At 70.6% G+C, this 25,479-nt stretch carries 23 protein-coding genes; 6 read left to right on the top strand and 17 right to left on the bottom strand.

The features are described from left to right. Positions 1–2 precede the first annotated feature (2 nt). Together AC07FJ_RS21985 and AC07FJ_RS21980 are read left to right on the top strand one after the other, a co-directional pair. Complete coding sequence (locus AC07FJ_RS21985; RefSeq protein ID WP_479051037.1) at positions 3–1,694, top strand: AMP-binding protein; 1,692 nt, start codon at positions 3–5, stop codon at positions 1,692–1,694. After that, on the top strand, positions 1,691–3,292 hold the full coding sequence (locus AC07FJ_RS21980) for an AMP-binding protein (protein ID WP_479051036.1): 1,602 nt from the start codon (positions 1,691–1,693) through the stop codon (positions 3,290–3,292). Before AC07FJ_RS21985 ends, AC07FJ_RS21980 begins: the two co-directional genes overlap by 4 nt. A gap of 206 nt (positions 3,293–3,498) precedes the next feature. Here the strand turns inward: AC07FJ_RS21980 and AC07FJ_RS21975 are convergent, their stop codons facing one another. Further along, positions 3,499–4,329: a hypothetical protein gene (locus AC07FJ_RS21975; protein ID WP_479051248.1), complete on the bottom strand. Its 831-nt coding sequence runs from the start codon at positions 4,327–4,329 to the stop codon at positions 3,499–3,501. A 288-nt stretch (positions 4,330–4,617) separates the two neighbouring features. On the opposite strand from AC07FJ_RS21975, the gene gcl reads away from it, so the two are divergent. Then, a complete protein-coding gene (gcl, locus tag AC07FJ_RS21970) occupies positions 4,618–6,402 on the top strand; it encodes a glyoxylate carboligase (RefSeq protein WP_479051035.1) in 1,785 nt (594 codons plus the stop codon). Positions 6,403–6,505: 103 nt separating this feature from the next. Here gcl and AC07FJ_RS21965 read toward each other — a convergent pair whose 3' ends face one another. Then, positions 6,506–7,354: a peptidoglycan recognition protein family protein gene (locus AC07FJ_RS21965; RefSeq protein ID WP_479051034.1), complete on the bottom strand. Its 849-nt coding sequence runs from the start codon at positions 7,352–7,354 to the stop codon at positions 6,506–6,508. Between the two features lie 119 nt (positions 7,355–7,473). Here AC07FJ_RS21965 and AC07FJ_RS21960 point away from each other — a divergent pair, with 119 nt between their 5' ends. Both AC07FJ_RS21960 and AC07FJ_RS21955 read left to right on the top strand, forming a co-directional pair. After that, complete coding sequence (locus AC07FJ_RS21960) at positions 7,474–8,181, top strand: endonuclease VII domain-containing protein (RefSeq protein ID WP_479051033.1); 708 nt, start codon at positions 7,474–7,476, stop codon at positions 8,179–8,181. Between the two features lie 370 nt (positions 8,182–8,551). Then, on the top strand, positions 8,552–8,716 hold the full coding sequence (locus tag AC07FJ_RS21955) for a hypothetical protein (protein WP_361416313.1): 165 nt from the start codon (positions 8,552–8,554) through the stop codon (positions 8,714–8,716). Between the two features lie 137 nt (positions 8,717–8,853). On the opposite strand, the gene AC07FJ_RS21950 is transcribed toward AC07FJ_RS21955, so the two are convergent. Continuing rightward, positions 8,854–9,201, bottom strand: a complete 348-nt coding sequence (locus AC07FJ_RS21950) for a hypothetical protein (protein ID WP_479051032.1) — start codon at positions 9,199–9,201, stop codon at positions 8,854–8,856. 493 nt (positions 9,202–9,694) lie between these two features. On the opposite strand from AC07FJ_RS21950, the gene AC07FJ_RS21945 reads away from it, so the two are divergent. Next, complete coding sequence (locus AC07FJ_RS21945) at positions 9,695–10,294, top strand: hypothetical protein (RefSeq protein ID WP_479051031.1); 600 nt, start codon at positions 9,695–9,697, stop codon at positions 10,292–10,294. 541 nt (positions 10,295–10,835) lie between these two features. Here AC07FJ_RS21945 and AC07FJ_RS21940 read toward each other — a convergent pair. The 14 genes from AC07FJ_RS21940 to AC07FJ_RS21875 form a co-directional block, all read right to left on the bottom strand. After that, the gene (locus tag AC07FJ_RS21940; protein WP_361416297.1) at positions 10,836–12,293 is read right to left on the bottom strand and encodes a catalase; all 1,458 of its coding nucleotides are present in this window, start codon (positions 12,291–12,293) and stop codon (positions 10,836–10,838) included. A 218-nt stretch (positions 12,294–12,511) separates the two neighbouring features. Then, positions 12,512–13,402 carry a 2-hydroxy-3-oxopropionate reductase gene (locus AC07FJ_RS21935; protein WP_361416295.1) on the bottom strand — a complete coding sequence of 297 codons (891 nt, stop codon included), beginning with the start codon at positions 13,400–13,402 and terminating at the stop codon, positions 12,512–12,514. 36 nt (positions 13,403–13,438) lie between these two features. Continuing rightward, positions 13,439–14,278 (bottom strand): TIM barrel protein, encoded by an 840-nt coding sequence (locus AC07FJ_RS21930; protein ID WP_361416293.1) that lies wholly within the window; start codon positions 14,276–14,278, stop codon positions 13,439–13,441. 211 nt (positions 14,279–14,489) lie between these two features. Further along, complete coding sequence (locus tag AC07FJ_RS21925; RefSeq protein ID WP_479051030.1) at positions 14,490–15,221, bottom strand: hypothetical protein; 732 nt, start codon at positions 15,219–15,221, stop codon at positions 14,490–14,492. 25 nt (positions 15,222–15,246) lie between these two features. After that, positions 15,247–15,810, bottom strand: coding sequence for a hypothetical protein (locus AC07FJ_RS21920; protein ID WP_479051029.1), 564 nt, complete (start codon positions 15,808–15,810; stop codon positions 15,247–15,249). Between the two features lie 8 nt (positions 15,811–15,818). Further along, positions 15,819–17,171 carry an MCE family protein gene (locus AC07FJ_RS21915; protein WP_479051028.1) on the bottom strand — a complete coding sequence of 451 codons (1,353 nt, stop codon included), beginning with the start codon at positions 17,169–17,171 and terminating at the stop codon, positions 15,819–15,821. Then, complete coding sequence (locus tag AC07FJ_RS21910; protein WP_479051247.1) at positions 17,168–18,463, bottom strand: MCE family protein; 1,296 nt, start codon at positions 18,461–18,463, stop codon at positions 17,168–17,170. Before AC07FJ_RS21910 ends, AC07FJ_RS21915 begins: the two co-directional genes overlap by 4 nt. Before the next feature lie 11 nt (positions 18,464–18,474). After that, positions 18,475–19,599, bottom strand: coding sequence for an MCE family protein (locus AC07FJ_RS21905; RefSeq protein WP_479051027.1), 1,125 nt, complete (start codon positions 19,597–19,599; stop codon positions 18,475–18,477). Beyond that, the gene (locus tag AC07FJ_RS21900; RefSeq protein WP_479051246.1) at positions 19,596–20,576 is read right to left on the bottom strand and encodes an MCE family protein; all 981 of its coding nucleotides are present in this window, start codon (positions 20,574–20,576) and stop codon (positions 19,596–19,598) included. Before AC07FJ_RS21900 ends, AC07FJ_RS21905 begins: the two co-directional genes overlap by 4 nt. Before the next feature lie 44 nt (positions 20,577–20,620). Then, the gene (locus tag AC07FJ_RS21895; protein WP_479051026.1) at positions 20,621–21,661 is read right to left on the bottom strand and encodes an MCE family protein; all 1,041 of its coding nucleotides are present in this window, start codon (positions 21,659–21,661) and stop codon (positions 20,621–20,623) included. Then, positions 21,658–22,917: an MCE family protein gene (locus AC07FJ_RS21890; RefSeq protein ID WP_479051025.1), complete on the bottom strand. Its 1,260-nt coding sequence runs from the start codon at positions 22,915–22,917 to the stop codon at positions 21,658–21,660. Before AC07FJ_RS21890 ends, AC07FJ_RS21895 begins: the two co-directional genes overlap by 4 nt. A gap of 6 nt (positions 22,918–22,923) precedes the next feature. Further along, positions 22,924–23,730 carry an MlaE family ABC transporter permease gene (locus AC07FJ_RS21885; protein WP_361416279.1) on the bottom strand — a complete coding sequence of 269 codons (807 nt, stop codon included), beginning with the start codon at positions 23,728–23,730 and terminating at the stop codon, positions 22,924–22,926. 4 nt (positions 23,731–23,734) lie between these two features. Then, positions 23,735–24,505 carry an MlaE family ABC transporter permease gene (locus AC07FJ_RS21880; protein WP_479051024.1) on the bottom strand — a complete coding sequence of 257 codons (771 nt, stop codon included), beginning with the start codon at positions 24,503–24,505 and terminating at the stop codon, positions 23,735–23,737. After that, positions 24,502–25,464, bottom strand: coding sequence for an ABC transporter ATP-binding protein (locus AC07FJ_RS21875; RefSeq protein WP_479051023.1), 963 nt, complete (start codon positions 25,462–25,464; stop codon positions 24,502–24,504). The genes AC07FJ_RS21880 and AC07FJ_RS21875 overlap by 4 nt, the downstream gene beginning before the upstream one ends. Positions 25,465–25,479: the final 15 nt, after the last annotated feature.

The raw sequence follows: 25,479 nt of genomic DNA, 5'->3' as shown, positions 1-25,479 counted from the left end.
ACATGGTGAGGCGGGGCACTGCGACGGGCGCCACGGAGGAGTTCCGGGCTGCCCGGGACTTCCTGCTACGGCACCGGGAGGACTACGAGACGGCGTACAAGGGGTTCGTCTGGCCGCGGCCGGAGCGGTTCAACTGGGCGCTGGACTGGTTCGACGTCATCGCCCGGGGCAACGACGCGACCGCGCTGCACATCGTCGAGGAGGACGGCACCGCGACGCGCCTGTCCTTCGCCGAGATGTCCGAGCGTTCCGACCGGGTCGCCAACTGGCTGCGCGGGCTCGGCGTACGGCCCGGGGACCGGGTCCTCGTCATGCTCGGCAACCAGGTCGAGCTGTGGGAGACCGCCCTCGCCGCGATGAAGCTGCGCGCCGTCGTCATCCCCGCGACACCCCTGCTCGGTCCGGCCGACCTGGCCGACCGCGTGGAGCGCGGGCGGGCGCGGCACGTCATCGTGCGCGCCGAGGACACCGCCAAGTTCCGGGACGTGCCGGGGGACTACACCCCCATCGCCGTCGGTGCGCGCGTCCCGCACTGGATCCCCTACGCGGACGCCTACGGGGCGTGCGTGCCCTTCGTGCCCCACGGCGACACCTCGGCCGACGACCCCCTGATGCTGTACTTCACGTCCGGTACGACGTCGCTGCCGAAACTCGTCGAGCACACCCATCTGTCGTACCCGGTGGGTCACTTGGTGACGATGTACTGGATCGGGCTCAAGCCGGGAGACGTGCACCTGAACATCTCCTCGCCCGGCTGGGCCAAGCACGCCTGGTCCAACCTCTTCGCCCCCTGGAACGCCGAGGCCACCGTCTTCATCCACAACTACACGCGCTTCGACGCCGCCCGCCTGATGGCGGAGATGGACCGCCACGGCGTCACCAGTTTCTGCGCCCCGCCCACCGTGTGGCGCATGCTCATCCAGGCCGACCTGTCCGCCCTGAACACGCCGCCCCGCGAGGTCGTCGCGGCCGGCGAGCCGCTCAACCCCGAGGTCATCGAGACCGTACGGCGCGAGTGGGGCGTGACGATCCGGGACGGCTTCGGGCAGACCGAGACCGCCGTGCAGGTCTCCAACAGCCCCGGTCAGCTGCTGAAGGCGGGCTCCATGGGCCGGCCGAGCCCCGGCTTCCGCGTCGAACTGCTCGATCCGGCGACCGGGGAGCCGGGCGCGGCGGAAGGCGAGATCGCGCTGGACCTGTCGGCCCGGCCGGTGGGCCTGATGACCGGCTACCACGGCGACCCGGAGCGTACGGCCGAGGCCATGGCGGACGGCTTCTACCGCACCGGGGACATCGCCGCGCGTGACGAGGACGGCTACCTCACCTACATCGGCCGGGCCGATGACGTCTTCAAATCCTCCGACTACAAGATCTCCCCTTTCGAGCTCGAAAGCGCGCTGCTGGAGCACGAGGCGGTCGCGGAGGCGGCCGTCGTCCCCGCGCCCGACCCCGTACGGCTCGCCGTGCCGAAGGCGTACGTCGTCCTCGCCGACGGCTGGGAGCCGGGTCCGGAGACGGCGCGGGTGCTGTTCGCGCACGCGCGCGCGGTCCTCGCCCCGTACAAGCGCATCCGCCGCATCGAGTTCGCCGACCTGCCCAAGACCGTCTCCGGCAAGATCCGCCGCATCGAACTGCGCGAGCGCACCGCCGCCGGGTCGGGCGCCGAGTACGACGAGAAGGAGCTGGGACGATGACTCCGTCGTACGCGCACGGGGTGAGCGGCACGGCCTTGCTCGGTGACACCATCGGCGCGAACCTGGCGCGGGCGGTGGAGCGCTTCCCCGACCGCGAGGCGCTCGTGGACGTGCCGTCGGGGCGGCGCTGGACGTACGCCGCGTTCGGCGCGGCGGTGGAGCGGCTGGCGCGCGGGCTGATGGCGGCCGGGGTCGGCAAGGGCGACCGGGTCGGGATCTGGGCGGTGAACTGCCCCGAGTGGGTCCTGGTGCAGTACGCGACGGCACGGATCGGCGCCATCATGGTGAACATCAACCCCGCCTACCGCGCGCACGAGGTGGAGTACGTGCTCCGCCAGGCGGGGATCTCGCTGCTCGTCGCCTCCCTCGCGCACAAGACGAGCGACTACCGGGCCATGGTGGAGCGGGTCCGCGCCGACTGCCCACAGCTGCGGGCCGTGCACTACATCGGCGACGCGTCCTGGGACGAGCTGGTGGCCGGGACGGTACCCGAAGCGGAACTCGCCGCCCGCGAGGCCGGGTTGTCGTGCGACGACCCCGTCAACATCCAGTACACCTCCGGCACCACCGGCTTCCCCAAGGGCGCCACCCTCAGCCACCACAACATCCTCAACAACGGCTACTTCGTGGGCGAGCTGCTCGGCTACACCGAGCGCGACCGCATCTGCATCCCCGTCCCGTACTACCACTGCTTCGGCATGGTGATGGGAAATCTCGCCGCCACCTCCCACGCCGCCACCATGGTGATCCCGGCGCCGTCCTTCGAGCCGGCCGCCACCCTGCGCGCCGTCCAGCAGGAGCGGTGCACCTCGCTGTACGGCGTACCGACGATGTTCATCGCTGAGCTGAACCTGCCCGACTTCGCCTCGTACGACCTCTCCTCGCTGCGCACCGGGATTATGGCGGGTTCGCCGTGCCCGGTGGAGGTGATGAAGCGGGTCGTCGCGGAGATGCACATGGCGGAGGTGTCGATCTGCTACGGCATGACGGAGACCTCGCCGGTGTCCACGCAGACGCGCCGCGACGACGACCTGGAGCGCCGCACCGGCACGGTCGGCCGGGTCATGCCGTACGTCGAGGTCAAGGTGGTCGACCCGGCGACGGGCGTGACCGTGGAGCGCGGCGAGCCGGGCGAGCTGTGCACCCGCGGTTACGGCGTGATGCTCGGCTACTGGGACGAGCCGGAGAAGACGGCCGAGGCGATCGACGCGGGGCGCTGGATGCACACGGGTGACCTGGCGGTGATGGGCGAGGACGGGTACGTCAGGATCGTCGGTCGCATCAAGGACATGATCATCCGGGGCGGTGAGAACGTCTACCCGCGGGAGATCGAGGAGTTCCTGTACGCCCACCCCAAGATCGCCGACGTGCAGGTGGTGGGCGTGCCGGACGAGCGGTACGGCGAGGAGATCCTGGCCTGCGTGATCCCGCGCGACCCGGCGGACCCGCCGACGCTGGAGGAGATCACCGCGTACTGCCGCGAACGGCTGGCCCACTACAAGGTCCCGCGCCGGGTGGAGGTCCTGGACGCCTTCCCGATGACGGTCAGCGGGAAGGTGCGGAAGGTGGAGCTGCGGGAGCGGTACGGGGTGGGGTGAGGCTGGGGGGTGAAGGGGCGCGGGGCGTGCGGGCCCGGGGTGCCGGGCGGCGGGCTCACGGTGCGGGCTCACGGTGCGGGCCCCGCCGGGCCGCGTCGGCCTGGGGCCCCGGGCGCTGACGCGCAGAGGCCCCGCCGGGCCGGGGCCTGCCGGGCGCTGACGCGCAGAGGTCCCGCCGGGACCCGCCGGGCCGGGCGCCGACGGGCCTACGCGCCCCGCGCCAGCAGTTCGTCGGCCGAGCTGTTGACGGGCTGCGGCGTGCCCGTCAGGTCCATCACGAAGAGCGGCAGCCGGAGGTCGTCCGCGCGGGCGCGGGCGGCCTCGTCGTAGCCGGCGAGTGAGAACGAGACGCTCACCGCCTCGGCCGCCAGGCCGTTGAGCCACAGGCACTCGACGGCGCGCAGCGACACGGGCCTGGTCGTCGGGTCGACCTGGGCGACGAGCCCCGGCCCGCGCAGGTCGATGCCGGACGACCCCACCGGGCGCTCGTCCGGCTGGACGACCTCCCGGAAGCCGAGCCAGCGCAGATAGCGGGCCGCCGCGGTGACGGCGTCCCGTGCCGTGCGGATGGTGACCGGACGGAAGGAGGGGCGCGGCACCGCCGCGGTGCGCGGCAGCGGGATGTGCGAGGGAGACGAGGGAGACGAGGGGGACGTCGGTGCGGGGGCCGAGGAGGGCGCCGGGGCCTGCGCCGGCACCCTGGTGACGCCCGTGGTGGTCGCGGTGGGGCCGGCCGCGGGCCCCGCAGCGCGGCACGCCTGCGGCGGTACCGAGGTCACCGGGCGTACGGGGACGCGCAGCACCGTGCCGCACGGGCAGCCGAGCTCGGGCTGCGGCCACTGGTCCTGGCGCCCGCACGCCCCGCAGCGGACGGTGACCCACTCGTCGGTCCAGGTGCGGTGGGTGATGGGCTCGGCGGGGGCTCCCTTGAGGAGGGGAGGGGCGACCGGCGCGCCACAGGCGCAGGGATAGACGGGCGGCGCATACACGTGCGCGCGCCGACAGGCCGGGCAGCGTACCGGCACCTTCTCACCCATGCCCTCGCCCACGGCCTCTCCCACGCCCTTCTCGGCGCGCTCCGCGCCCCGCTCCACGCCCTCGCCCACGACGGCCCCCTTCACTCCGTGACCCATCGTCCACGACGCGTGGCTCCTTGGGGAGGTCTTCGGCCATTGCGGCCCGAGACGAGCGGTCGCCGCTTGACGCCATCGGCGCAACGACCCTAAATTGTTCCACATAACAGAAGTACACTTCCGCATTACGGAATCGACGCTCTCAGGTGGCGCGACAGAGCCCGATCCGCCAGGCCGAAGCAGGAGCACTCCATGCCTCGTATGACCGCTGCCCGAGCGGCAGTTGAGATCCTCAAGCGTGAGGGCATCACCAACGCGTTCGGGGTCCCGGGCGCGGCCATCAACCCCTTCTACAAGGCGCTGAAGGAGGGCGGTGGCATCAGCCACACGCTCGCCCGCCACGTCGAGGGCGCGTCCCACATGGCCGAGGGCTACACCCGGGCCAAGGCCGGCAACATCGGTGTCTGCATCGGCACTTCCGGCCCCGCCGGCACCGACATGATCACCGGCCTGTACTCCGCGATCGCCGACTCGATCCCGATCCTGTGCATCACCGGCCAGGCCCCGGTCTCGAAGCTCCACAAGGAGGACTTCCAGGCCGTCGACATCGCCGCGATCGCCAAGCCCGTCACCAAGGCCGCGACCACGGTCCTCGAGGCCGCGCAGGTCCCGGGCGTCTTCCAGCAGGCCTTCCACCTGATGCGCTCCGGCCGTCCCGGCCCGGTCCTCATCGACCTGCCGATCGACGTCCAGCAGACCGAGATCGACTTCGACCCGGAGACGTACGAGCCGCTCCCGGTCTACAAGCCGCAGGCCACCCGCGCCCAGGCCGAGAAGGCCATCCGGTTCCTGCTGGAGTCGGAGCGCCCGCTGATCGTCGCCGGTGGCGGCATCATCAACGCCGACGCGTCCGACCTGCTGGTCGAGTTCGCCGAGCTGGTGAACGTCCCGGTCATCTCCACCCTGATGGGCTGGGGCACCATTCCGGACGACCACGAGCTGGCCGCCGGCATGGTCGGTGTCCAGACCGCGCACCGCTACGGCAACGCGACGTTCCTGGAGTCGGACTTCGTCCTCGGCATCGGCAACCGCTGGGCCAACCGCCACACCGGCTACAACATGGAGGCCTACACCAAGGGCCGCAAGTTCGTCCACGTCGACGTCGAGCCGACCCAGATCGGCAAGATCTTCGCCCCCGACTACGGCATCGCCTCCGACGCCAAGGTCGCGCTCGAGCTCTTCATCGAGGTGGCGAAGGAGCTCAAGGCCGCGGGCGAGCTCCCGGACTTCAGCGCCTGGGCCGCCTCCGCGCAGGAGCGCAAGGCCACCCTGCAGCGCCGCACGCACTTCGACAACATCCCGATGAAGCCGCAGCGCGTGTACGAGGAGATGAACAAGGCCTTCGGTCCGGAGACGCGCTACGTCACCACCATCGGCCTCTCCCAGATCGCGGCCGCGCAGTTCCTGCACGTCTACCGCCCGCGCCACTGGATCAACTGCGGCCAGGCCGGCCCGCTCGGCTGGACCATCCCGGCCGCCATCGGTGCCGCCGTCGCCGACCCGGAGACGCCGATCGTCGCGCTCTCCGGCGACTACGACTTCCAGTTCATGATCGAGGAACTGGCCGTCGCCGCGCAGCACAAGGTTCCTTACGTCCACGTGCTCGTGAACAACGCCTACCTCGGCCTGATCCGTCAGGCGCAGGTCAACCTGGACATCAACTTCCAGGTCAACCTCGAGTTCGAGAACATCAACACCCCGGAGATCGGCGTCTACGGCGTCGACCACGTCAAGGTCGCCGAGGGCCTGGGTGTCAAGGCCATCCGCGTCACCGACCCGAACGAGCTCGGTGCCGCCCTTGAGGAGGCCAAGAAGCTGGCGCAGGAGTACCAGGTCCCGGTGGTCGTCGAGGCCATCCTGGAGCGCATCACCAACATCGCGATGAGCAAGACGGTCGACATGAGCAATGTCACCGAGTTCGAGGAGCTGGCGACCGAGCCGGGCCACGCCCCGACGGCGATCCGTCCGCTCGTCTGACCGGCGAACCGAACCACACATCCGGGGGGAGAACGGCCCCCGCCCCGAGCACACCGCTCGGGGCGGGGGCCGCGCCGCGTTCCGGGGCCGTTTCCGGATCGGCTCAGCCGGGCCAGCGCAGGGCGCGCAGGACGCGGTGCTCCACGCGGGCGGCGCGGTCCGCCTTGATCTCCACTTTCAGCTGTACGTCGGCGGGCAGGCTGCCGTTGCGCGTGGCGGCCACGTTGAGCACCCCGTCGGGGCCGATCACGCCGCAGTCGATGGGCAGGTCGTGCGACCGGTGCTTGGTGGACAGCGCCAGATTGAGGAACCGCAGGGTGACCCGGGTGCCGGCCTGGCCGCGGACCGTGGCGTACGCGGTGACCGTGTACGCGCACGGGCCCTGGAGCAGCGCGGTGTCCTTGGCCATCTGCAGCAGCAGGTACTGCCCCGCCACGAGGGCCGGGCCGCCGGACACGGACTCGGTGATGACGCTCGGCATGGGGTCCTCCTGGGTGGGGGGCGGTGACTGGCCGCTCGCCCGGGCGACGATCCCGGGGAAGACGACGTCCTTGAACTGGCGCACGCGCGCGTCGCCGGGGCAGGCCGTGCCGGACACGGCCCAGGCGCTGTGCAGCCGGTGGTAGCCGTAACCGGGGTCCGAGGCGCTGCGGCAGACGCGCAACGGGATGCCGTGGCGCTGGTGCAGCCACACGCCCAGCCGGATCAGCTGCTCGACCTGCTTGTCCGTCCACGGGTCGGTGTGCTGGAGGTTCGACGCGGTCTCGATGGACACGGCACCGGTGCCGTCGGGCCGCCGGTTGGCCTGGTAGTTGGCGTCGGCGCGGGTCTCGGTGCCGATGTACTGGGCGAGGTCGCCCTCGTAACCGAGCCCGAAGTGGGACTCGAGCGAGGTGGTCTTCCAGTACTCGTAGATCCGCTGCGCATCCCATGGCGCGGCTAGGCTGTGCAAGATGAACTGCGTGGGCCTGATGGCGGGTTGCTGATCACTCTCAGGCTGCAGCTCCAGCTTTCTCGCGAACGGGCACCAAGCCATCAAGGTGCCTCCTTCTGGCTCGGGAACGTCTTTTCATGGGAGACATGGGAGTGAGTGAGGGAACCTGCACTGTGGAAGGCTGCAGCCGCTTGATCCGAGTGCTTTCTCGGGGGTGGTGCGCCATGCACTACCAGCGGTGGCAGCGCCACGGAGATCCAGGTTCCGGGAGCGCGCACCGGGTGCACAGCGGGTCGGCGACGGAGACCCGGAGGTGCGAGTTCCCCGGCTGCACGCGGAAGTACATCAGCAAGGGGCTGTGCGCGAGCCACAATTGGCAGCGCGGCACGGGACGGGAACTGACCGCGTTGCCGGACCGGCGGCCCGCCAGGCCTCATGACCGAAACCCGCAGGGCGAGAAGCAGTGCCGCACCTGCCTTCTCTGGCTCCACCCGGACCTGTTCAACCGGAATGGCAGCGCCAAGGACGGATTGCAGGGCAACTGTCGAAACTGCGGACGGGACGCTCAGCGCAAGGCGTTGTACCGGCTGCCTGCCGGCCGCTATGCGGAGATGTTGGCGAGTCAGGAAGGCGTATGCGCCATCTGCAAGCAGCTTGACAGCAATGGTTTGGCTCTGAGCGTCGACCACGATCACGGCTGCTGCCCGGATTCCGCAGGCTCCTGCGGGTCATGCGTCCGCGGCTTGGTGTGCGCCGCGTGTAACCACGGGCTTGGAAAGTTCCGTGACAGCCCGGAACTTCTGCGCGCCGCAGCAGCGTACCTGGAAAGGCACGGCTCGCGGTGACCGTCGTGGCGGAGGGCGGGTGCGTCCGGCGTGGGCTGTAACTCCCGGCGGGTGGCGGTGGGACACCACACCATGGGCCCCCTTTCGTACGGGAGCGAAGCGTCTGACAGGTGCACGATAAGTGATGCTGGGTGAGTGATACCCACTCTCTGTAGTGGTACCCATGCCGGGACCTGCCGAAGATGGTCCGCAGGCGGCGCTGGCTGTATACCGGCCGCGCCGTCCCCGCCGGCCGACGCCGCGTGTCAAAGGCGCCTCCATGAGTCACGGCGTGAAGGTGACGCCCACGACGACCGGCTGCCACGGAAGTGGCGTCCGGAATAGTGGCTCCCTGAAGCAAGAAACGCCCATACCGGGGTACCCGGCTCGTATGGCCGATGGGATTGTGGACTCGGACGAACTGCTCCGCCGTATCCGGCTCGCCCGGGACTGGGCGCGGCAGCAGGAGGAGCAGGTGACGGATGAAGGCACTGCGGAGACCTACCGCGTGGTGCGCTCGGTCCTGGACGTGATCGTGGACCCGACCCACCACTGACCCCTCATGGGACGCTTCCCGACCGGCCGCGCACCGCCGCGGCCGAGCGGGGGGTGGAGTGCGGAGTGCCCGGTTCGTGTGCCCGGGCGTTCCCGGTGAAACGGGCCCTCCGCGTTGTCTGTTAGCGACGCCGACGCCTACTTGCCGAAGCCAACCCGGTCATTGTCGAGCAATGCGGTGTGCGTGGCGGAAGCGGCGATCAGCATGACGATCAGAAAGCCGATGAACGGCGACTCCCCTTCCGGGGCGGCAACTGCCGTGCTGCTCCCCAGGATCAGTACCTCGGCCACGACGTAGACGACGGCGAGCCACGGCTTGACAACGCCCTTGACAGCCGCGACGACGAAGGGAATGGCCGCGCCGATGCCGATGCTGACGATGGGCACAAGCGTCCAGATCACCTTGGCGGCACTGGTGTTGAACATCCGTGGCCGACTGAGCACGGGCGCGCTGATGTAGGGGCTGCTCTCGTACGGGTCGCTCATGGGTCGTTCCCTCGCGATAGGCGTCATGGAATGGGGATCGGGAACGGGGAACGTACCGCTCGTGAGGAGGCCGCGTAGGGCGTTCGGGGCACACGCAGCACGATCGTGTGCCGCAGAACCGGTTCACGGAGGCAGGGCTTGCACATCTGTACGGGCCAGTGCTCTGACCAGGGCTTCGGCGGCTGGGGCAGCGTGGCGGCGGGGTCCGCACTGCCACGCTTCGTCACTGATCGCCGTGCCACCTGCCCGTGGTGATCATCCGGCGACGATGTCCAGCAGGTCGTGGAGGCTGTCGACGCCGGATCGTGGATCCGGACCAGCCGGACGCCCCGCGCTGCGGGTCGTGTGGTGAGCCAGCCGCCCTGGAGGTGCTGGCCGCGCCGACAAGCGATAGGCACCACGTGAGCTGGCCACTGACGCGTCTATCGGACCGGAAGCGGCACAGGGTCACCGTCCGGCGGCAGATTGTGCGGACCTCTGCCAGGCTGGCGTTATGAGCCAGCCAGATAACGGGGACCAGGAGTCAACGGGGAAGTCCGGCCGGGTCGCGGCTTTGATTGGCATCGCCGCCGCTGTAGCTGGGATCATCACGCTGGGCTTTTTCCTCTGGGACCGCTTTTTCCCCCCAAAGGTGACCCTTGCGAAGTGGGTCGGAAAGGCCAACAACGTCTGCGACTCGAACGTCGGTCACGTGCACGCCACCTACAACAAGACCGTCGCATCGATCAAGGCCTACCGAGAAGCCCGCGTGAAGATCGGGGCACCGGACGGTCCCACAGAGGAGAGCTTCGCTGCGCTGGTGAACCAGGCAGCCGAGGACCTTGATCTTTACTCCGGAGCGCAGCGCAAGTTCAAGGCTGAGTTGGCTTCCATCGAGCGTCCAGATGACCACGCTGCCCAGGTCGAGAAGGTACTGGGACTTATGGATAAAGTGAGTCAGAAGGATGCGGAGATCAGCTCGTACTTCCGTACCCTCGCGAGCGGCGAGGTCCCCGAGAAGACCCTCCCCGAGCTGGAGAACCAGCGTAACGAGCTAGTCGCACAGACGGATGAAGGACTCAAGTCGCTAGGTGCTAATCGTTGCCTTGTCTAGCCCAGCATGTGGCACCGGTCTTTGAGTGTGCGCCACCGAAGCTGAGCGGCGTGCAGTCCGGAGGCCGATACATCCCACGTGCATCATGCTGCGGCAGCCACCGCTGCGACGTGCATTCAAGTGATCAAACTTCGATGGCGCAGGACACCCCGTTTGGTGGGTGACGGGGCGCACGCAGCCCTCATGCAGAAGAGCGCGGCGTTGGGGACCGTAAACCCAACGCCGCGCTCGGCTCTTCGATTGTTCACACGTGGATACGTGGTGACCGTCCGACGGTGCGAGGCTGGCGCGACAGGACGTTCGCGCCGCCGGACGGAGATCATGGGGGAGGTATCGGGACCGCGGCGGCGGCGACGGGAGGTTCCGTCGTCCCTTCCTTCAGGTCAAGAAGGGGACGGGCTCCCTACCACCGCACTGGCTCGCACGCCGCCACGGTCCTCGATCTGGTCCGTCGCACCGACCACCCCTCATCCGGGCCGGTGTTCCGGACCGCGTACGGCGACAGACCTCCCGTCGGTCGCCGTACGCCGCCTGGTGAGGCTCAGTCCTCGCGCAGGGCGCGGACCGCCTCCTCGACGCGCTTGCCGTAGTCCGGGTCGGCGGCGTGGAAGTGGGCCAGGTTCTTCTCGATGACGTCCTCGCGGGAGACCTGCGACAGGCCGCCGGCGATGTTCGCCACCAGGCGCTGCTTCTCCTCCTCCGACATCAGGCGGTAGAGCTCACCGGCCTGGAAGAAGTCGTCGTCCTTGGTGTGCAGCGGCGCGGCGTGCGTGCCGGTGTAGCCGGCGACGGCCAGCGGGGCGGAGAGCGGCGCGTCGGTCTGTGCGGGACCGGCGTACGAGTTGGGCTCGTAGTTCTTGTCGTGGCGCGACCCGTTGCGGGTGGCCATGAAGCCGTCGCGGCCGTAGTTGTCCGCCACGGTCGCCTTCGGGGCGTTCACCGGCAGCTGGGTGTGGTTGACACCGAGGCGGTAGCGGTGGGCGTCCGCGTAGGCGAAGAGGCGGCCCTGGAGCATCTTGTCCGGGGAGGGGCCGATGCCGGGAACGAAGTTGTTCGGCGAGAAGGCGGCCTGCTCGACCTCGGCGAAGACGTTCTCCGGGTTGCGGTCGAGGACCATCCGGCCGACGCGCTGCAGCGGGTAGTCGGCGTGCGGCCACACCTTGGTGAGGTCGAACGGGTTGAAGCGGTAGTCCGCCGCCTCGTGCGCCGGCATGATCTGCACGTACAGGGTCCACGAGGGGTTCACACCGCGCTCGATGGCCTGGAGCAGGTCGGTCTGGTGCGAGTTCGCGTCCTTGCCGACCACCTCGGCGGCCTGCTCGGACGACAGGCAGCGGATGCCCTGGTTCGTCTTGAAGTGGTACTTGACGAAGAAGGCCTCGCCCTGGGCGTTCGTCCACTGGTAGGTGTGCGAGCCGTAGCCGTTCATGTGACGGTACGAGGCCGGGATGCCGCGGTCACCCATCAGCCAGGTGATCTGGTGCGTCGCCTCGGGGGCGTGCGCCCAGAAGTCCCAGACGTTGTCCGGCTCCTGCTTGCCCGTGAAGGGGTCGCGCTTCTGGGAGTGGATGAAGTCGGGGAACTTGATCGGGTCCTTGATGAAGAACACCGGGGTGTTGTTGCCGACGAGGTCGTAGTTGCCCTCTTCGGTGTAGAACTTCACCGCGAAGCCGCGCGGGTCGCGGACGGCGTCCGCGCCACCCAGCGAGTCGGCGACGGTGGAGAAGCGGATGAAGAGCTCCGTGCGCTTCCCGACCTCGGAGAGGAAGTCCGCCTTGGTGTACGCGGTGACGTCGTCGGTCACCTCGAAGTAGCCGTACGCACCGGAACCACGGGCGTGCACCACGCGCTCCGGGATGCGCTCCCGGTTGAAGCGGGCGAGCTTCTCCAGCAGGTGCTGGTCCTGGAGGAGGAGCGGGCCACCGACGCCGGCGGTGGCGGAGTTCTGGTTGTCGGCGACCGGGGCGCCGGACTCGGTCGTAAGCACGCGCTTCGACATGGTGACCTTCCGTGCAGGAGCTGCTGAGCGGTGTCAGGAGCGTAAATTCGCTCCCGATGAAACGTCAACAGTTTGTTGAAATGAAGGTGGTGAATCCGGGCCGCGGCTGCGCTTGGGCGCGACAGGACAGGTGTCAGCGCAGCCACGGCCCGGATGCCGGGGGGAAGGCCTTCAGGCCCTCGGGCGAGCCGCCGGGCGGAACCGGCGGCTCACCGGGATCAGACCTGCTGGCCGGAGAGGCGCTCGACGGCGCGCAGCAGGGCCGAGTGGTCCAGGCCGCCGTCGCCCTGCGCGCGCAGGGAGGCGACGAGCTGCGCGACCACGGCGCCGACCGGAAGGGCCGCACCCACGTTGCGGGCGGCGTCGGTGACGATGCCCATGTCCTTGTGGTGCAGGTCGATCCGGAAACCGGGCTTGAAGTCGCGGTTGAGGAAGTTGTCCTTCTTGCGGGTCAGGACCGTGGAGCCGGCCAGACCGCCGTTGAGGACGTCCAGGGCCGCGGCGAGGTCCACGCCGGACTTCTCCAGGAAGACGACGGCCTCGGCGCACGCCTGGATGTTGACCGCCACGATGAGCTGGTTGGCGGCCTTCACCGTCTGGCCGGAGCCGTGCGGGCCGCAGAGCACGATGGTCTTGCCGAGGGCCTCGAGGATCGGCTTGGCCTCGTCGAAGTCGGCCTGCTCGCCGCCGACCATGATCGACAGTACGGCCTCGATGGCGCCGGCCTCACCGCCGGAGACGGGGGCGTCCAGGACGCGGATGCCCTTCTCCTTGGCGTTCTTGGCCAGGTCGACGGAGGTCTGCGGGGTGATCGAGGACATGTCGATCAGCAGGGCGCCCGACTTGGCGTTCTCCAGGATGCCCTCGGGGCCGTAGGCGATGGCCTCGACCTGCGGGGAGGCGGGCACCATCGTGATGACCACGTCGGCGTCCTTGACGGCCTCGGCGATCGAGCCGGCGGCCGTGCCGCCCGCCTTGGCCAGGCGGTCCAGCTTGTCCTGCTCCAGGGTGTAGCCGGTGACCTGGTAGCCGGCCTTGATCAGGTTCTCGGACATGGGGGAGCCCATGATGCCGAGGCCGATCCACGCGATCTTGGGGAGATTGCTCATGAGGTGCCTCTCGAAAACTGGTGGTGCGGGAAGAAGTCAGCGGGCCGCGCGGGCCTCGGCCGGGAGCCAGTCGAAGGACTCGGCGCTCGGGCGGTCGCCGGCCTTGTACTCCAGGCCGACCCAGCCGTCGTAACCGGCCTTCTTGAGCTGGTCGAGCAGCTCCTCCAGCGGCAGCGAGCCGGTGCCCGGCGCGCCACGGCCCGGGTTGTCCGCGATCTGGACGTGGCCGGTCTTCGCGGCGTACGCCTCGATGACCTCGCCGACGTTCTCGCCGTTCATCGACAGGTGGTAGATGTCGAGGAGGAACTTGGCGTTGCCGAGGCCGGTCGCCGCGTTCACCTTGTCGATGACCTCGATCGCGGCCGGGGCGCTCACCAGCGGGTAGAGCGGCGACTCCGGCTTGTTGAGGGTCTCGACGAGGAGGATCGCGCCCACCCGGTCGGCGGCGCGGGCCGCGGCGACCAGGTTCTCCAGGGCGAGCTCGTCCTGGACGGCCGGGTCGACGCCCTCGACGCGGTTGCCGTAGAGCGCGTTGAGCGCCTTGCAGCCGACCGAGGCGGCGAAGTCCGCGGCCACGTCGATGTTGGCGCGGAAGCGGTCCGACTCCTCACCCGGGACGGACAGCGCGCCGCGGTCCGGGCCCGGAAGGGCGCCGGCGTAGAAGTTCAGGCCCACCAGCTGGGTGCCGGCGTCGTCCAGCGCCTTCTTCAGGGCGTCGAGTTCGCTCTGGTCGGGCGTGGGCGTCTCGATCCAGGGCCACCACAGCTCGACCGCCGTGAAGCCCGCCGCGGCGGCAGCCGCGGGGCGCTCCAGGAGCGGGAGTTCCGTGAAGAGGATCGACAGGTTCACATCGAAGCGCTGGTCCGTGTATCCCATGAGGGGTTCGGCGCTCCTTCCGTATTGCGGAAGTTCGTTTCTGCTTAACGGAAGATTGCCTGGCGGGGGGGACGGCTGTCAAGACCGGCACCCAAAACGGGCACACAAAAAGGCGCCTTCCGGACGATGGCCCGGAAGGCGCCTGGGGATCCCTGTGCGGTTGTACGGAAAGAAGGGGCCGCGAAGGGGCCGGGGGAGTGCGGCAGAGGGGTCAGAGCGCGTCGACGGCGCTCACCTTCCACCCCTCCGACGTGCGCGTGAGCGTCATGCGCACCCGGTTCAGGTCCACGCGCGGCCCCGACACCTGGGTGCTCGTGGTGACCTGGTTCACGAAGAGCAGCACCACGGCCCGGTCCGGCGAGGCCGACACCACCGACACCGCCGGGGCGCCACCGTCCGGCGGCTCCACCACCGACGCCTTCACCACGCCCCGGTACTTCTTCGCCGTCGGCGCCACCACGCTCGTGGTCGTCCTGCGGTACTCGTCGCGGAACGCGCCCGTCAGACGCGCCCCCGCCGCCGCGAAGTCCTTCTCCAGGCGCCGGTGGTCGTACGAGAGCACCACCGGAGCCGCCTCGCGCGCCGCCTCGGCCGCCTCCGCCCGCGCCCGGTCGGCGCCCCGCCCGTCCGCGTACGCCCGTACGAGCACGGCGAGCGCCACCATCCCCGCCACCAGCAGCACGGCGAGCGCGGCGAGCAGCGTGGGGCGCCGACGTCCCGGAGGCGGCCCTTCCGGTCCATCCCAGTCGGGGGCCTCCCAGTCCGGCTCCGGCGGCGGTGCCTGAGCGCCCGGCTCCTCCCGCGCGCGCAGGGTCCGGCCGGACACCACGGGGGCGCCGGGGGCGGCCCGCTCGGCGCGCTTGGCCGCCGCGCGGGCGGCGGCCGGCAGGGAGCGACGGGCAGGGGAGCCGGCGCCCCGGCCCCGGGTGGTCGTGTTCGCCACGGGGTTTCTCCTTTCGGTCGGCCGGTCAGCCGACGAACTCGACGCCGGACGTCAGCCAGCGCCCGTCCTCGCGTACGAGATCGAGCTGCAGCCGGTACGTACGGGCCTGGCCCTGCGGCGCGGCCGTGTTGGTCACCTTGGAGTCGGCGACCACCAGCACGCGCGCCGACCGCTCGTCGGCGCGGACGATGCCCGCCTCCAGCACCTGGCCCTCCGACACCGACTTGTTGGCGGCCACCAGCTTCGTCAGCTGCGCCGTCTGCGCCGCGAACTGCTCCTTGAACTCGCCCGTGGCGCCCTTCAGGACGTTGCCGCTGTCCCGTCCGTAGTGCCGGTAGTCGAGCGAGGTGAAGTTCAGCGCCGACTGGCGGGCGGCGGCGAGGATGTCCTGGCGGCGCTTCTCCTCGGCCCGCTGCTCGTACACCTGCACGCTCAGCCAGCCCGAGGCGGCCGTCACCGCCACGGTCGCCACCGCCAGCGTCGCGGGCATGGCCCGGCCCCGCCGCGCGGCCGCCCGCAGACGCCGCAGCGCGTGGACGCAGCGCCGCCGCACGGCCCCTGCCATGCCGGCGGTCAAGCCGGCAGTCATGCCGGCGGTCATGCCATCGGTCCGACGAGCAGCCATTGCCAAGAGTCCTTTCCGAACATGCTCTGTTCGCCGCCCGTCGAGCCGATCTCGACGAGCCTGCCGCCCGGACCGGCGGCGGCGCCGGTCGCCGGGTCGTACGGGGTGACGTGCGGCGTGGCCTGCGGGGCGCCGTACGCCGCCGGGCCGGCGCCGCCACCACGGGCGGCCCCCGAGGGGCCCGGCGCGTTCTGCGCGCCGCGCACCGAGGTCTGCGAGCCGCGCGGGGCCGCGCAGTGCGCCCGCGTGTTCGCCGGGCGCTCGCTCGTGTCGGCCGGGTCGCGGCGCTGGGTGCCGTACCCCTGCCGGCACGCGGGCGGGGCGTCGGCGCCGACGACGAGCCCGAAGTGGGTGGTGCCGTCGCCGGGGATCACCGTGTAACTGCCGGAGACCACCACCGGGAAGGTGACCAGCGCCTGCTCCACGCCGGGCAGCCGGGCCACCGTGACCTGGCCGCCGCTGATGAGGTTCCCGAGCAGCACCGGCACATGGGGCCGGGTCGAGGTCAGCAGCGAGTCGAGCTCCTGCGCGGCGGGCGCGCCCGCGCCGATCAGCCGGCGCAGGTCGCCGTCGCTCGACTTCAGCTCGGCGGTCAGGGCCGCCAGGTCCTCCGAGAAGGCCTTGATGGCCGAACCCTTGTCCGCCTGGGTCTTCAGGACCGTCCGCGAGTCCTCGACCAGCGCGATGGTCTGCGGCAGGGAGTCCGACGCCGACTCGACGAGCCGGTTCCCGGACTCCACCAGCCGGCTCAGCTCCGGGCCCGTGCCCGCGAACGCCTTGCCCAGCTCGTCGACCGTGATCCGCAGGTCCTCCTTGCCGACGGAGTTCACCAGCCGGTCCAGGCTCAGCACGAGCTCGGTGGCCGGCAGCGGTACGCGCGTGTCGCGGCGCGGGATCGTGGAGCCGTCGCGCAGGTACGGGCCGCCCGCGCCGCGCGGCTGGAGGTCGACGTACTGCTCGCCGACGGCGGAACGGTTCGCCACGACCGCGACCGTGTCCGCCGGGATCCGCACCCCGTCCTCGATGTCCAGCTCCACCGTGACCCCGTCGCCCACTCGGCCGCCGGTCCCGTCGCCGGACCCCTCGCCGGTCCCGTCACCGCCGGTGAGCCGCAGCTCGCCCACCCGGCCCACCGGCACGCCGCGGTACGTCACCTCCGCGCCCGCGAAGACGCCCCCGGAGTCGGCGAAGTCGGCGTGGACGCGGTAGCCGCGGTCGAGGATCGCGTCGACGATCCCGGTGTACTGGGCGCCGACGTACGACACGCCCACGGCGGTCACGGTGGCGAAGGCGAGGAGCTGGGCCTTGACCGTACGGGTGATCACGGTTGCATCCCCTTCAGCAGCAGTTCCGCGAGCGCGGTGTCGTACGCGCCCGCATGCGAGCCTCCGTACGAGACCTGCGTACCGGTGCACACCGGCGGACAGAGCGCGCCGCCGTCACCACCGCCGCCATCCCCGCCCGGTGGCCGCGGCAGCGGCGGAGTGGGCGCCGGCGCGTCCGGCACCTCCGGTACGCCGGGGGCCTCCGGCAGCGTCGGCACCTCCGGCAGCCCGGGCGCCTCCGGGAGCCCCGGTACGCCCGGCACCTCCGGGAGGCCGGGCGCCGTCGGCGGCTCGTCGTCGAGGTTTCCGTAGATGCTCGCCAGGTCCAGATCGGCGGTGACCCTGAGGTTGACGTAGTCGCCCTTGATCGCGTCCACGGCGTTGCGCGGGAAGGGGTACGTCGTCAGCAGCTCCAGGGCGTTCGGCAGATCGTCGCCCGCCTTGTTCAGCTGCTCCAGGATCGGCCGCAGGCTGCGGAGGTTGGCGACGACGTCGGAGCGCGAGGCGTTGATCACCTCCGTGCCGGTGGTGCTCAGGGCCGACAGGGAGGTGAGCATCGCCGTCAGTTTGGTCCGCTGGTCGGCCAGCACCTTCAGGGCGGGCGGCAGGGTGTCGACGGCCTGCGCGATGGTCTTCTTCTCCGCCGCGAGCCGCTGGGAGAGCCGGTCCAGACCGGCCAGGGCGCGGACGATCTCGGCGCGCTGCGCGTCGAGGCCGCCGATGAAGGTGTCGAGCTCCTTCAGCAGCGACTTCACCCGGTTCTCGCGGCCCTCCAGGGCCTTGTTGAGCTCCGTGGTGATCGTCTTGAGCTGGGCGACCCCGCCGCCGTTGAGCAACGCCGACAGCGCCGACAGCACCTCCTCGATCTCCGGGTTGCGTCCGGAGCGCGACAGCGGGATGCGCGCCCCGTCCTTCAGCCGCCCGGCCGGTGCCGCGTCCACGGGAGCCGACAGCGCCACGTACTTCTCGCCGAGCATGCTCGTCTGGCGCAGCTCGGCGACCGCGTTGGCCGGCAGCTTCACCGAGTCGTCGACGCGCAGCCGCACCCGCGCGTGCCAGCCGTCCAGCTCCACCTTCTCGACCGCGCCCACGGTCACGTGGTTCACCTTCACCGCGGACTGCGGCACGAGGTCCAGGACGTCCCGGAACTCGACCGTGACGCGGTACGCGTTGCCGTCGGCGGCCGCGCCGCCCGGCAGGCCGACGTCGTACAGGCCGTCGAAGCCGCAGCCCGACAGCAGCAGCGAGCCGGCGGCGGTCCACACCACCGCGGTTACGCGCAGCGCCCTCATGCGTCCGTCGCTCATGCGTCCGCCTCCAGGATTCCGCCGAGCGTCCGGTCGACCGGGCCGCTCCCGGCGACCGGCGCCGCGGACGTGAGCGGCTCCGGAAGCGAGTCGAACAGCTTCCTCAGCTCCGCGCAGTCCTCGGCCTTCGCCTCGCCCGTGGTGGAGAGCAGGGAGCACAGCAGCGAGGCCGGGTCCTGGGGGTGGTCGGGGTTGTTGCGCGTGTCGAGCGTCCCGGAGGACGGGTTGTAGGCGTTCTGGAGGTTCGACAGACCGGTCGGCGCCACCTCCAGCAGCTCCGCGAGCGCGGCGCGCTGCGTGACCAGCACCTTGGTCACCTTGGAGAGCCCCTCCACGTTCGTGGTCAGCGCCTTCTTGTTGTCCCGTACGAACGCGGACACGTCGGCGAGCGCCACGCCCAGGTGCCGTAGCGCGGCCGCCAGGTCCTTGCGCTCGGCGGCGAGCTGGTCGGCGACCTGCGCCAGGCTGTCGTTGAACGACCGCACGCTCTTGTCGTCGGCCGCCAGCGCCGCCGTGAAGACCTGGAGGTTGCGGACGGTCGAGAAGAGGTCCTGCCGGCCGTCCGACAGCGTGGTCACCGCCAGGGACAGGTCCTCCACCGTCTGGTGCAGCTTGGCGCCCTGCCCTTCGAGGTTGTCCGCGCTCACCCCCAGCAGCCGGGAGAGGGACCCGTCCTTGTTCGCGCCGCGCGGGCCGAGCGCCTCCGCCGTCGTGTGCAGGCTGTCGAAGACGCGGTCCAGCTCGACGGGCACGGCCGTCCGCTCCTCCGGGATGACGTCGCCGTCGCGCAGCCGCTCGCCGCCCCGGTACACCGGGAGCAGCTGGACGTAGCGGTCGCTGACGACGGAGGAGTTGACGATGGCGGCCCGGGCGCCGGCCGGGACCGCGCGCTCGGCGTCGTACTCCAGGGTGACCCGCACCCGCCGGCCCTGCGGGGTGATCTCCTTGACCTCGCCGATGCGCACGCCCAGCACGCGGACGTCGGAGCCGGGGTAGATGCCGACCGTGCGCGGGAAGTACGCGGTGACGCGCATCGGCTCCGAGCGGGGCCACAGCACCACGGTGGCGGCGGCGACGACCGCGAGGGCGACGATCAGGGTGAGCACGCGTCGCTTCGTCACGAGGCACCTCCCGTGCGCGGGACCACCGGGGCGGCGACCATGTTCTGGATGTAGCTGTCGAACCAGCGGCCGTTGCCGAGGGTGTTGGTGAAGACCCGGACGTACGGCGCCATCAGCTTGATGGAGCGGTCCAGGCTCGCCTGATTGCGTTCGAGCATCGCCACCACCTGGTTCAGGCCCTCCAGGGCCGGGCCGATCTGCGCCTTGTTGTCCCGGACCAGGCCGGAGAGCTGGACGCCGAGGGCGGCGGAGCTCTTGAGCAGCGCGTGGATCGCCGCCCGGCGCCGGGCGATCTCCGTGAAGAGCGCGTCGCCGTCCTCGACGAGCTTCGTGAACTCGCCCGAGCGCGCCGCGAGCACCCCGCTCACGCCGTTGGCGTGGGCCAGCAGCTCGCGCAGCGCCTGGTCGCGGGAGGCCACCGTGCGGGAGATCCGCGACAGGCCCTCGATCGACGCCCGCACCTCGTCCGGGGAGTCCTCGAAGGTGGTGGAGATGGTGTCCAGCGCCGTCGCCAGCCGCTCCGTGTCGACCTGCTCGGTCGTGGTCGTCAGATCGCTGAAGGCCGCGACGACGTCGTACGCCGGGGTCGTACGGTTCAGCGGGATCTCGCTGCCGGGTGCCAACTGCCCGGGCCCCTTCGGCTCCAGGGCGAGGTACTTGGCGCCCAGGATCGTCTTGATGCGGATGGCGGCCCCCGTCCGCGTACCGAACGCGGGGTCGCCCTTGACCCGGAACACCACCTTGACGTGGTCGCCGTCGAGGTCCACCTCGTCGACCTTGCCGACCTTCACCCCGGCGATGCGCACCTCGTCACCGGGCTTGAGACCGCCCGCCTCCGAGAAGGCGGCGCTGTACGTCTCGCCGTCGCCGATCAGCGGCAGGCTGTCGGCGTTGAAGGCGGCGACCGTGAGGAGGGCGAGGGCCGTCAGGCCCGCGGCGCCGATGGTGACGGGGTTCCGGTCCCGGAAGGGGATCATGCGGGGTTTCACGCGGGGTTTCATGCGGGGCCGCTTCAGCCTTTTCATGAGCACCTCGCCCGGGCGACGTGGAGCTCGGGTGTGATGACTTCCTTCGTCTTCGGCAGCACGATCCGGCCGTCGAAGTCGCAGAGGTAGAAGTTGAACCACGAGCCGTACGAGGCGGTCCTCGTCAGCTTGGTGAGCTTGTTCGGCAGCCGCTTCAGCACGCCCTCCACGGTCTTCTCGTTCTCGTTCAGCGTTCCGGTGAGCTCGGTCAGCTCGGCGATGTCGTCCTTGAGCGGCGGCCGGGCCTCCGCGAGCAGGCCGGAGGTGGCCTCGGTCAGGTTGTTGATGTTCACGAGCGACTCGCCGATGGGCTTGCGGTCGGCGGCCAGGCCGGAGATCAGCCGCTGGAGCTGCTGGATCAGCCCGGAGAAGCGGGCGCCCCGCTGGTCGAGCGTCGCCAGGGTGGTGTTGAGGTTGTCGATCACCGAGCCGATCAGCTGGTCCCGGTCCGCGAGCGTGGTGGTGAGCGACGCCGTGTGGGCGAGCAGGCTGTTGACCGTGCCGCCCTCGCCCTGGAACGTCTTGATGATCTCGGTGGCGAGCTGGTTGACGTCCTCGGGGCTGAGCGCCGCGAAGAGCGGCTTGAAGCCGTTCAGCAGCGCGTTGAGGTCCAGCGCGGGCTGCGTGCGGGCGAGCGGGATGGTGCCACCGGGCCGCAGCAGCCGGGTACCGTCGCCGGCCCCCTCCGTCAGCGCGATGTAGCGCTGGCCGACCAGGCTGCGGTAGCGGATGACGGCGCCGGTGCCGGCCGGCAGCGGCCGGTCCTCGGTGACGGTGAAGGTCACCTCCGCGAGCGTGCGGTCCTTGATGGCGATCTCCTCGACCTCACCGACGCGTACGCCCGCCACCCGGATGTCGTCCCCCTCCTCCAGGCTGGTGACATCGCTGAACACCGCCTTGTACGTGTGCTCGGGCGTGAAGGAGATGCTGACGATGGTCGCCGCCAGCAGCGTGGTCGCCAGGACCGTCACCACCGCGAAGAGGCCGAACTTGATCAGCGGCGCCGCGGTGCCGCGCGCGTTCGTCACCCGGCTCATGCGACGCTCACCGCCGTCCCGCGCGCCATCGGGCCGAACAGCAGCGTCGCCACCGCCGGCACCTCGTCCGCCGGTACGCCCATCACGGGCGCGACGAGCGCGCCCACGGCGCGCTGCTCGGCGGCGGTGGCGGACGAGGGGCGGGCGCCCGGCCCGCCGTGGCCGGGGTGCGCGTCCCGCGTACCGTCGTCGAGCTTGGTGTGCCCGGCCGGGACCGCCGGCCCGGGGAGGCCCCGGCAGTTGGGGCCCGACCGCTCGCGGTAGCGGGGCTCCTCGCCGGGCTCGTAACCCGGCCGCTGCCGGACGATTTCCAGGGTGATGCGCATCTCTCCCCCTCTGAAGGTCTCCTCGGCCGCGGCCTCCTGCCTCACCAGCCCCTTGAGGAGGCATGGGTACTCGGGCGCGTAACGGGCGAACAGCGCCAGGGTGGGGCGGGAGACGCGGCCCAGGGTGATGAGCCGGTCGCCGTTCTCGTCGAGGAAGCCCTCGGCGGTGCGGGAGACCGTGGCCGTGGAGGTGAACAGGGCGGCCAGTTGGTCCTGCTTCTCGACGATCGTGCGGCTCGTGGTGAGCGTGTTGCGCAGGATGCGCAGCAGGTCGGGCGCGGCGTCCCCGTACACCTCGGCCACATCGGCGAACCGTGTGATGTCCTCCTTGATGGACGGCATGTGCGGGTTGAGGCGGCGCAGGTAGTCCTCGACGCGGACCAGGTTGTCGCCGATGCGGTCGCCCCGGCCCTCCAGCGCCGTGGCGAACGCGGACAGGGTGGCGTTGAGTTCGGCGGGCTTCACCGTCCGCAGCAGCGGCAGCAGGTCGTTCATCAGCTGCTGCACCTCGATGCCGACCTTGGTGCGGTCCTGGGTGATGACGTCCCCGGCGCGGATGGCCCGGCCCGCCGGCTTGCCCGGGGGCGCCACGAGATCGACGTACTTCTCGCCGAACAGCGTCTTGGGCAGCAGCCGCGCGTGCACGTTCGCCGGGATGCGCGCCGTGTGCTCCGGCTTCAGCGCGATGTCCAGCGTCGCCTTCTCGCCGTCGGCCCGTACGTCCCTGACCTCCCCCACCAGCAGGCCGCGCAGCTTGACGTCGGCGCGCGGCTCCAGCTGGTTGCCGAGAGTGTCCGCCTCCAGCGTGATGCGGACGACGGGGGTGAAGACCTGCTGGTAGACGGCGACGCAGAGGGAGAGGAGGAGGGCGAGGACGGCGAGGAAGACGACGCCGTACAGCCGCAGTTTCAGTTTCACCGGTGTTCGCATCGGCCCCTACCCCGCGATCCGTACGGTCGTGCCGGCGCCCCAGATCGCCAGGCTGAGGAAGAAGTCCAGGACGTTGATCGCCACGATGGACGTGCGCACCGCGCGGCCGACGGCGACGCCGACGCCGGCCGGGCCGCCGCGCGCGTAGTAGCCGTAGTAGCAGTGCACCAGGATGATCACGACGGCGAAGACGATCACCTTGCCGAACGACCACAGCACGTCGACCGGCGGCAGGTACTGCTGGAAGTAGTGGTCGTACGTCCCCGCCGACTGGCCGTAGTAGCCGGTGGTGATGGTGCGGGCGGCGAAGTACGAGGACAGCAGCCCGACGACGTACAGCGGGATGACGGCGACGAACCCGGCGATCATCCGGGTGGTGACGAGGAAGGGCAGCGACGGGACGCCCATGACCTCCAGGGCGTCCGTCTCCTCGCTGATCCGCATCGCGCCGAGCTGCGCCGTGAACCCCGCGCCGACGGTGGCGGAGAGCGCGAGCCCCGCGACCAGCGGGGCGATCTCGCGGGTGTTGAAGTACGCGGAGAGGAACGCCACGAAGTTCGACGTGCCGAGCTGGTTGAGCGCCGCGTACCCCTGGAGCCCCACCTCGGTGCCGGTGAAGAAGGAGAGGAACGCGATGACGCCGACGGTGCCGCCGACGACCGCGAGCGCGCCGCGCCCGAAGCTCACCTCGGCGAGCAGACGCAGGATCTCCTTCTTGTAGCGGCGCAGGGTGCGGCCGGTCCAGGCGAGCGAGCGTCCGTAGAAGGCGAGTTGGGCGCCCAGCTCCTCCAGGCGGTGCAACAGAGCGGCCATGCGATCACCCCTTATGCGGAACGACTTGGAAGTACACGGCGGTCAGCACGAAGTTCGTCACGAAGAGCAACATGAAGGTGATCACCACGGACTGGTTGACCGCGTCGCCGACCCCCTTCGGTCCACCCTTCGCCGTCAGGCCCTTGTACGAGGCGACGATCGCCGAGATCGCGCCGAAGACCAGGGCCTTGACCTCGGCGGCCCACAGATCGGAGATCTGCGCCAGGGAGGTGAAGGAGGCGAGGTACGCGCCCGGTGTGCCGCCCTGGAGGACGACGTTGAAGAAGTAGCCGCCCGCGACGCCGACGACGGAGACCAGGCCGTTGAGGAGGACCGCGACCAGCATGGAGGCGAGGACGCGCGGGACGACGAGCCGGTGGATCGGGTCGATGCCCAGCACCTGCATCGCGTCGATCTCCTCGCGGATCTTGCGCGCCCCGAGGTCCGCGCAGATCGCGGTGCCGCCGGCGCCCGCGATCAGCAGCGCCGTGACGATGGGGGAGGCCTCGCGCAGGACGGCGAGGACGGAGGCGGCGCCGGAGAACGACTGGGCGCCCAGCTGGCGCGTGAGGCTGCCGATCTGAAGGGCGATGACCGCGCCGAAGGGGATCGACACGAGCGCCGTCGGCAGGATGGTGACGCTCGCGATGAACCACGCCTGCTGGATGAACTCCCGTACCTGGAAGGGGCGGCGGGGCAGCGTGCGCAGCACGTCCAGGGCCAGCGCGAAGAGGCTGCCGGAGTGGCGCAGGGCGCCGACGGGGGAGAGGCTCACTCGGCCACCGCCTCCTTCACCGTTTCCTTCACCACTTCCTTCACCGCGCCCTTCACCGCTTCCTCGCGCTCGGCGATGGCCTGCCAGCGCTCCGGCCGGTCGATCCCGGCGCTCGGCAGCAGCCGGGGCGTCAGGGGCGCCGGGGCGTCGCCCGACCGGTCGATCTGGGCCAGCTCCTGCTCGACCTGTGCGGCGTCCTTCTCCTCCGCCATGCCGATCGGGCCCTGCATGCGGCCGTTCAGGAACTGCCGTACGACGGGCTCCTCGCTGGTCAGCAGCCGGTCGCGGGGGCCGAACATCACCAGCTCGCGGCGGAAGAGCAGGCCGATGTTGTCGGGGACCTGGCGGGCCGAGGCGATGTCGTGCGTGACGATCAGGAACGTCGCGTCGATCTGGGCGTTGAGGTCGACGATCAGCTGGTTGAGGTAGGCGACGCGGACCGGGTCGAGGCCGGAGTCCGGTTCGTCGAAGAGGATGATCTCCGGGTCGAGGACCAGCGCTCGGGCCAGCCCGGCGCGCTTGCGCATGCCACCGGAGATCTCACCGGGGAGCTTCTCCTCGGCGCCGATCAGACCGACCATGTCCATCTTCTCGAGGACGACGCGCTTGATCTCGCCCTCGGACTTGCGGGTGTGCTCGCGGAGCGGGAAGGCGATGTTGTCGTACAGGTTCATCGACCCGAACAGCGCGCCGTCCTGGAACAGCACCCCGAAGAGCTTGCGCACCTCGTAGAGGTCGTGCTCGCGGAGCGTGGTGATGTCCCGGCCCGCGATGCGGATCGAGCCCCGGTCGGGCTTGAGCAGCCCGACGAGCGTCTTGAGGAAGACCGACTTGCCCGTGCCCGAGGGGCCGAGCATCACCGAGATCTCCCCGGCGGGCAGTGTCAGCGAGACGTCCTGCCAGATGACCTGGTCGCCGAAGGACTTCGTCAGCCCTTCCACGCAGATCTCGACACCCATCCGGTTCACCCTTCA

It is taken from the genome of Streptomyces sp. NPDC045998, assembly GCF_056430285.1.
Note: the sequence above shows the minus strand (reverse complement) of the source record. Positions and strands in the feature narration are given on the sequence as shown.

Excerpts from the sequence above, each read along its gene's own strand:
- gcl (WP_479051035.1), top strand. The coding sequence starts at position 4,618 with ATGCCTCGTATGACCGCTGCCCGAGCGGCAGTTGAGATCCTCAAGCGT.
- AC07FJ_RS21875 (WP_479051023.1), bottom strand. The coding sequence starts at position 25,464 with ATGGGTGTCGAGATCTGCGTGGAAGGGCTGACGAAGTCCTTCGGCGAC.
- AC07FJ_RS21910 (WP_479051247.1), bottom strand. The coding sequence starts at position 18,463 with ATGAGGGCGCTGCGCGTAACCGCGGTGGTGTGGACCGCCGCCGGCTCG.
- AC07FJ_RS21940 (WP_361416297.1), bottom strand. The coding sequence starts at position 12,293 with ATGTCGAAGCGCGTGCTTACGACCGAGTCCGGCGCCCCGGTCGCCGAC.
- AC07FJ_RS21985 (WP_479051037.1), top strand. The coding sequence starts at position 3 with ATGGTGAGGCGGGGCACTGCGACGGGCGCCACGGAGGAGTTCCGGGCT.
- AC07FJ_RS21920 (WP_479051029.1), bottom strand. The coding sequence starts at position 15,810 with ATGACTGCCGGCTTGACCGCCGGCATGGCAGGGGCCGTGCGGCGGCGC.
- AC07FJ_RS21945 (WP_479051031.1), top strand. The coding sequence starts at position 9,695 with ATGAGCCAGCCAGATAACGGGGACCAGGAGTCAACGGGGAAGTCCGGC.
- AC07FJ_RS21900 (WP_479051246.1), bottom strand. The coding sequence starts at position 20,576 with ATGATCCCCTTCCGGGACCGGAACCCCGTCACCATCGGCGCCGCGGGC.
- AC07FJ_RS21885 (WP_361416279.1), bottom strand. The coding sequence starts at position 23,730 with ATGGCCGCTCTGTTGCACCGCCTGGAGGAGCTGGGCGCCCAACTCGCC.
- AC07FJ_RS21980 (WP_479051036.1), top strand. The coding sequence starts at position 1,691 with ATGACTCCGTCGTACGCGCACGGGGTGAGCGGCACGGCCTTGCTCGGT.
- AC07FJ_RS21930 (WP_361416293.1), bottom strand. The coding sequence starts at position 14,278 with ATGGGATACACGGACCAGCGCTTCGATGTGAACCTGTCGATCCTCTTC.
- AC07FJ_RS21895 (WP_479051026.1), bottom strand. The coding sequence starts at position 21,661 with ATGAGCCGGGTGACGAACGCGCGCGGCACCGCGGCGCCGCTGATCAAG.
- AC07FJ_RS21975 (WP_479051248.1), bottom strand. The coding sequence starts at position 4,329 with ATGGGTGAGAAGGTGCCGGTACGCTGCCCGGCCTGTCGGCGCGCGCAC.
- AC07FJ_RS21960 (WP_479051033.1), top strand. The coding sequence starts at position 7,474 with ATGGGAGACATGGGAGTGAGTGAGGGAACCTGCACTGTGGAAGGCTGC.
- AC07FJ_RS21955 (WP_361416313.1), top strand. The coding sequence starts at position 8,552 with ATGGCCGATGGGATTGTGGACTCGGACGAACTGCTCCGCCGTATCCGG.
- AC07FJ_RS21890 (WP_479051025.1), bottom strand. The coding sequence starts at position 22,917 with ATGCGAACACCGGTGAAACTGAAACTGCGGCTGTACGGCGTCGTCTTC.
- AC07FJ_RS21950 (WP_479051032.1), bottom strand. The coding sequence starts at position 9,201 with ATGAGCGACCCGTACGAGAGCAGCCCCTACATCAGCGCGCCCGTGCTC.
- AC07FJ_RS21935 (WP_361416295.1), bottom strand. The coding sequence starts at position 13,402 with ATGAGCAATCTCCCCAAGATCGCGTGGATCGGCCTCGGCATCATGGGC.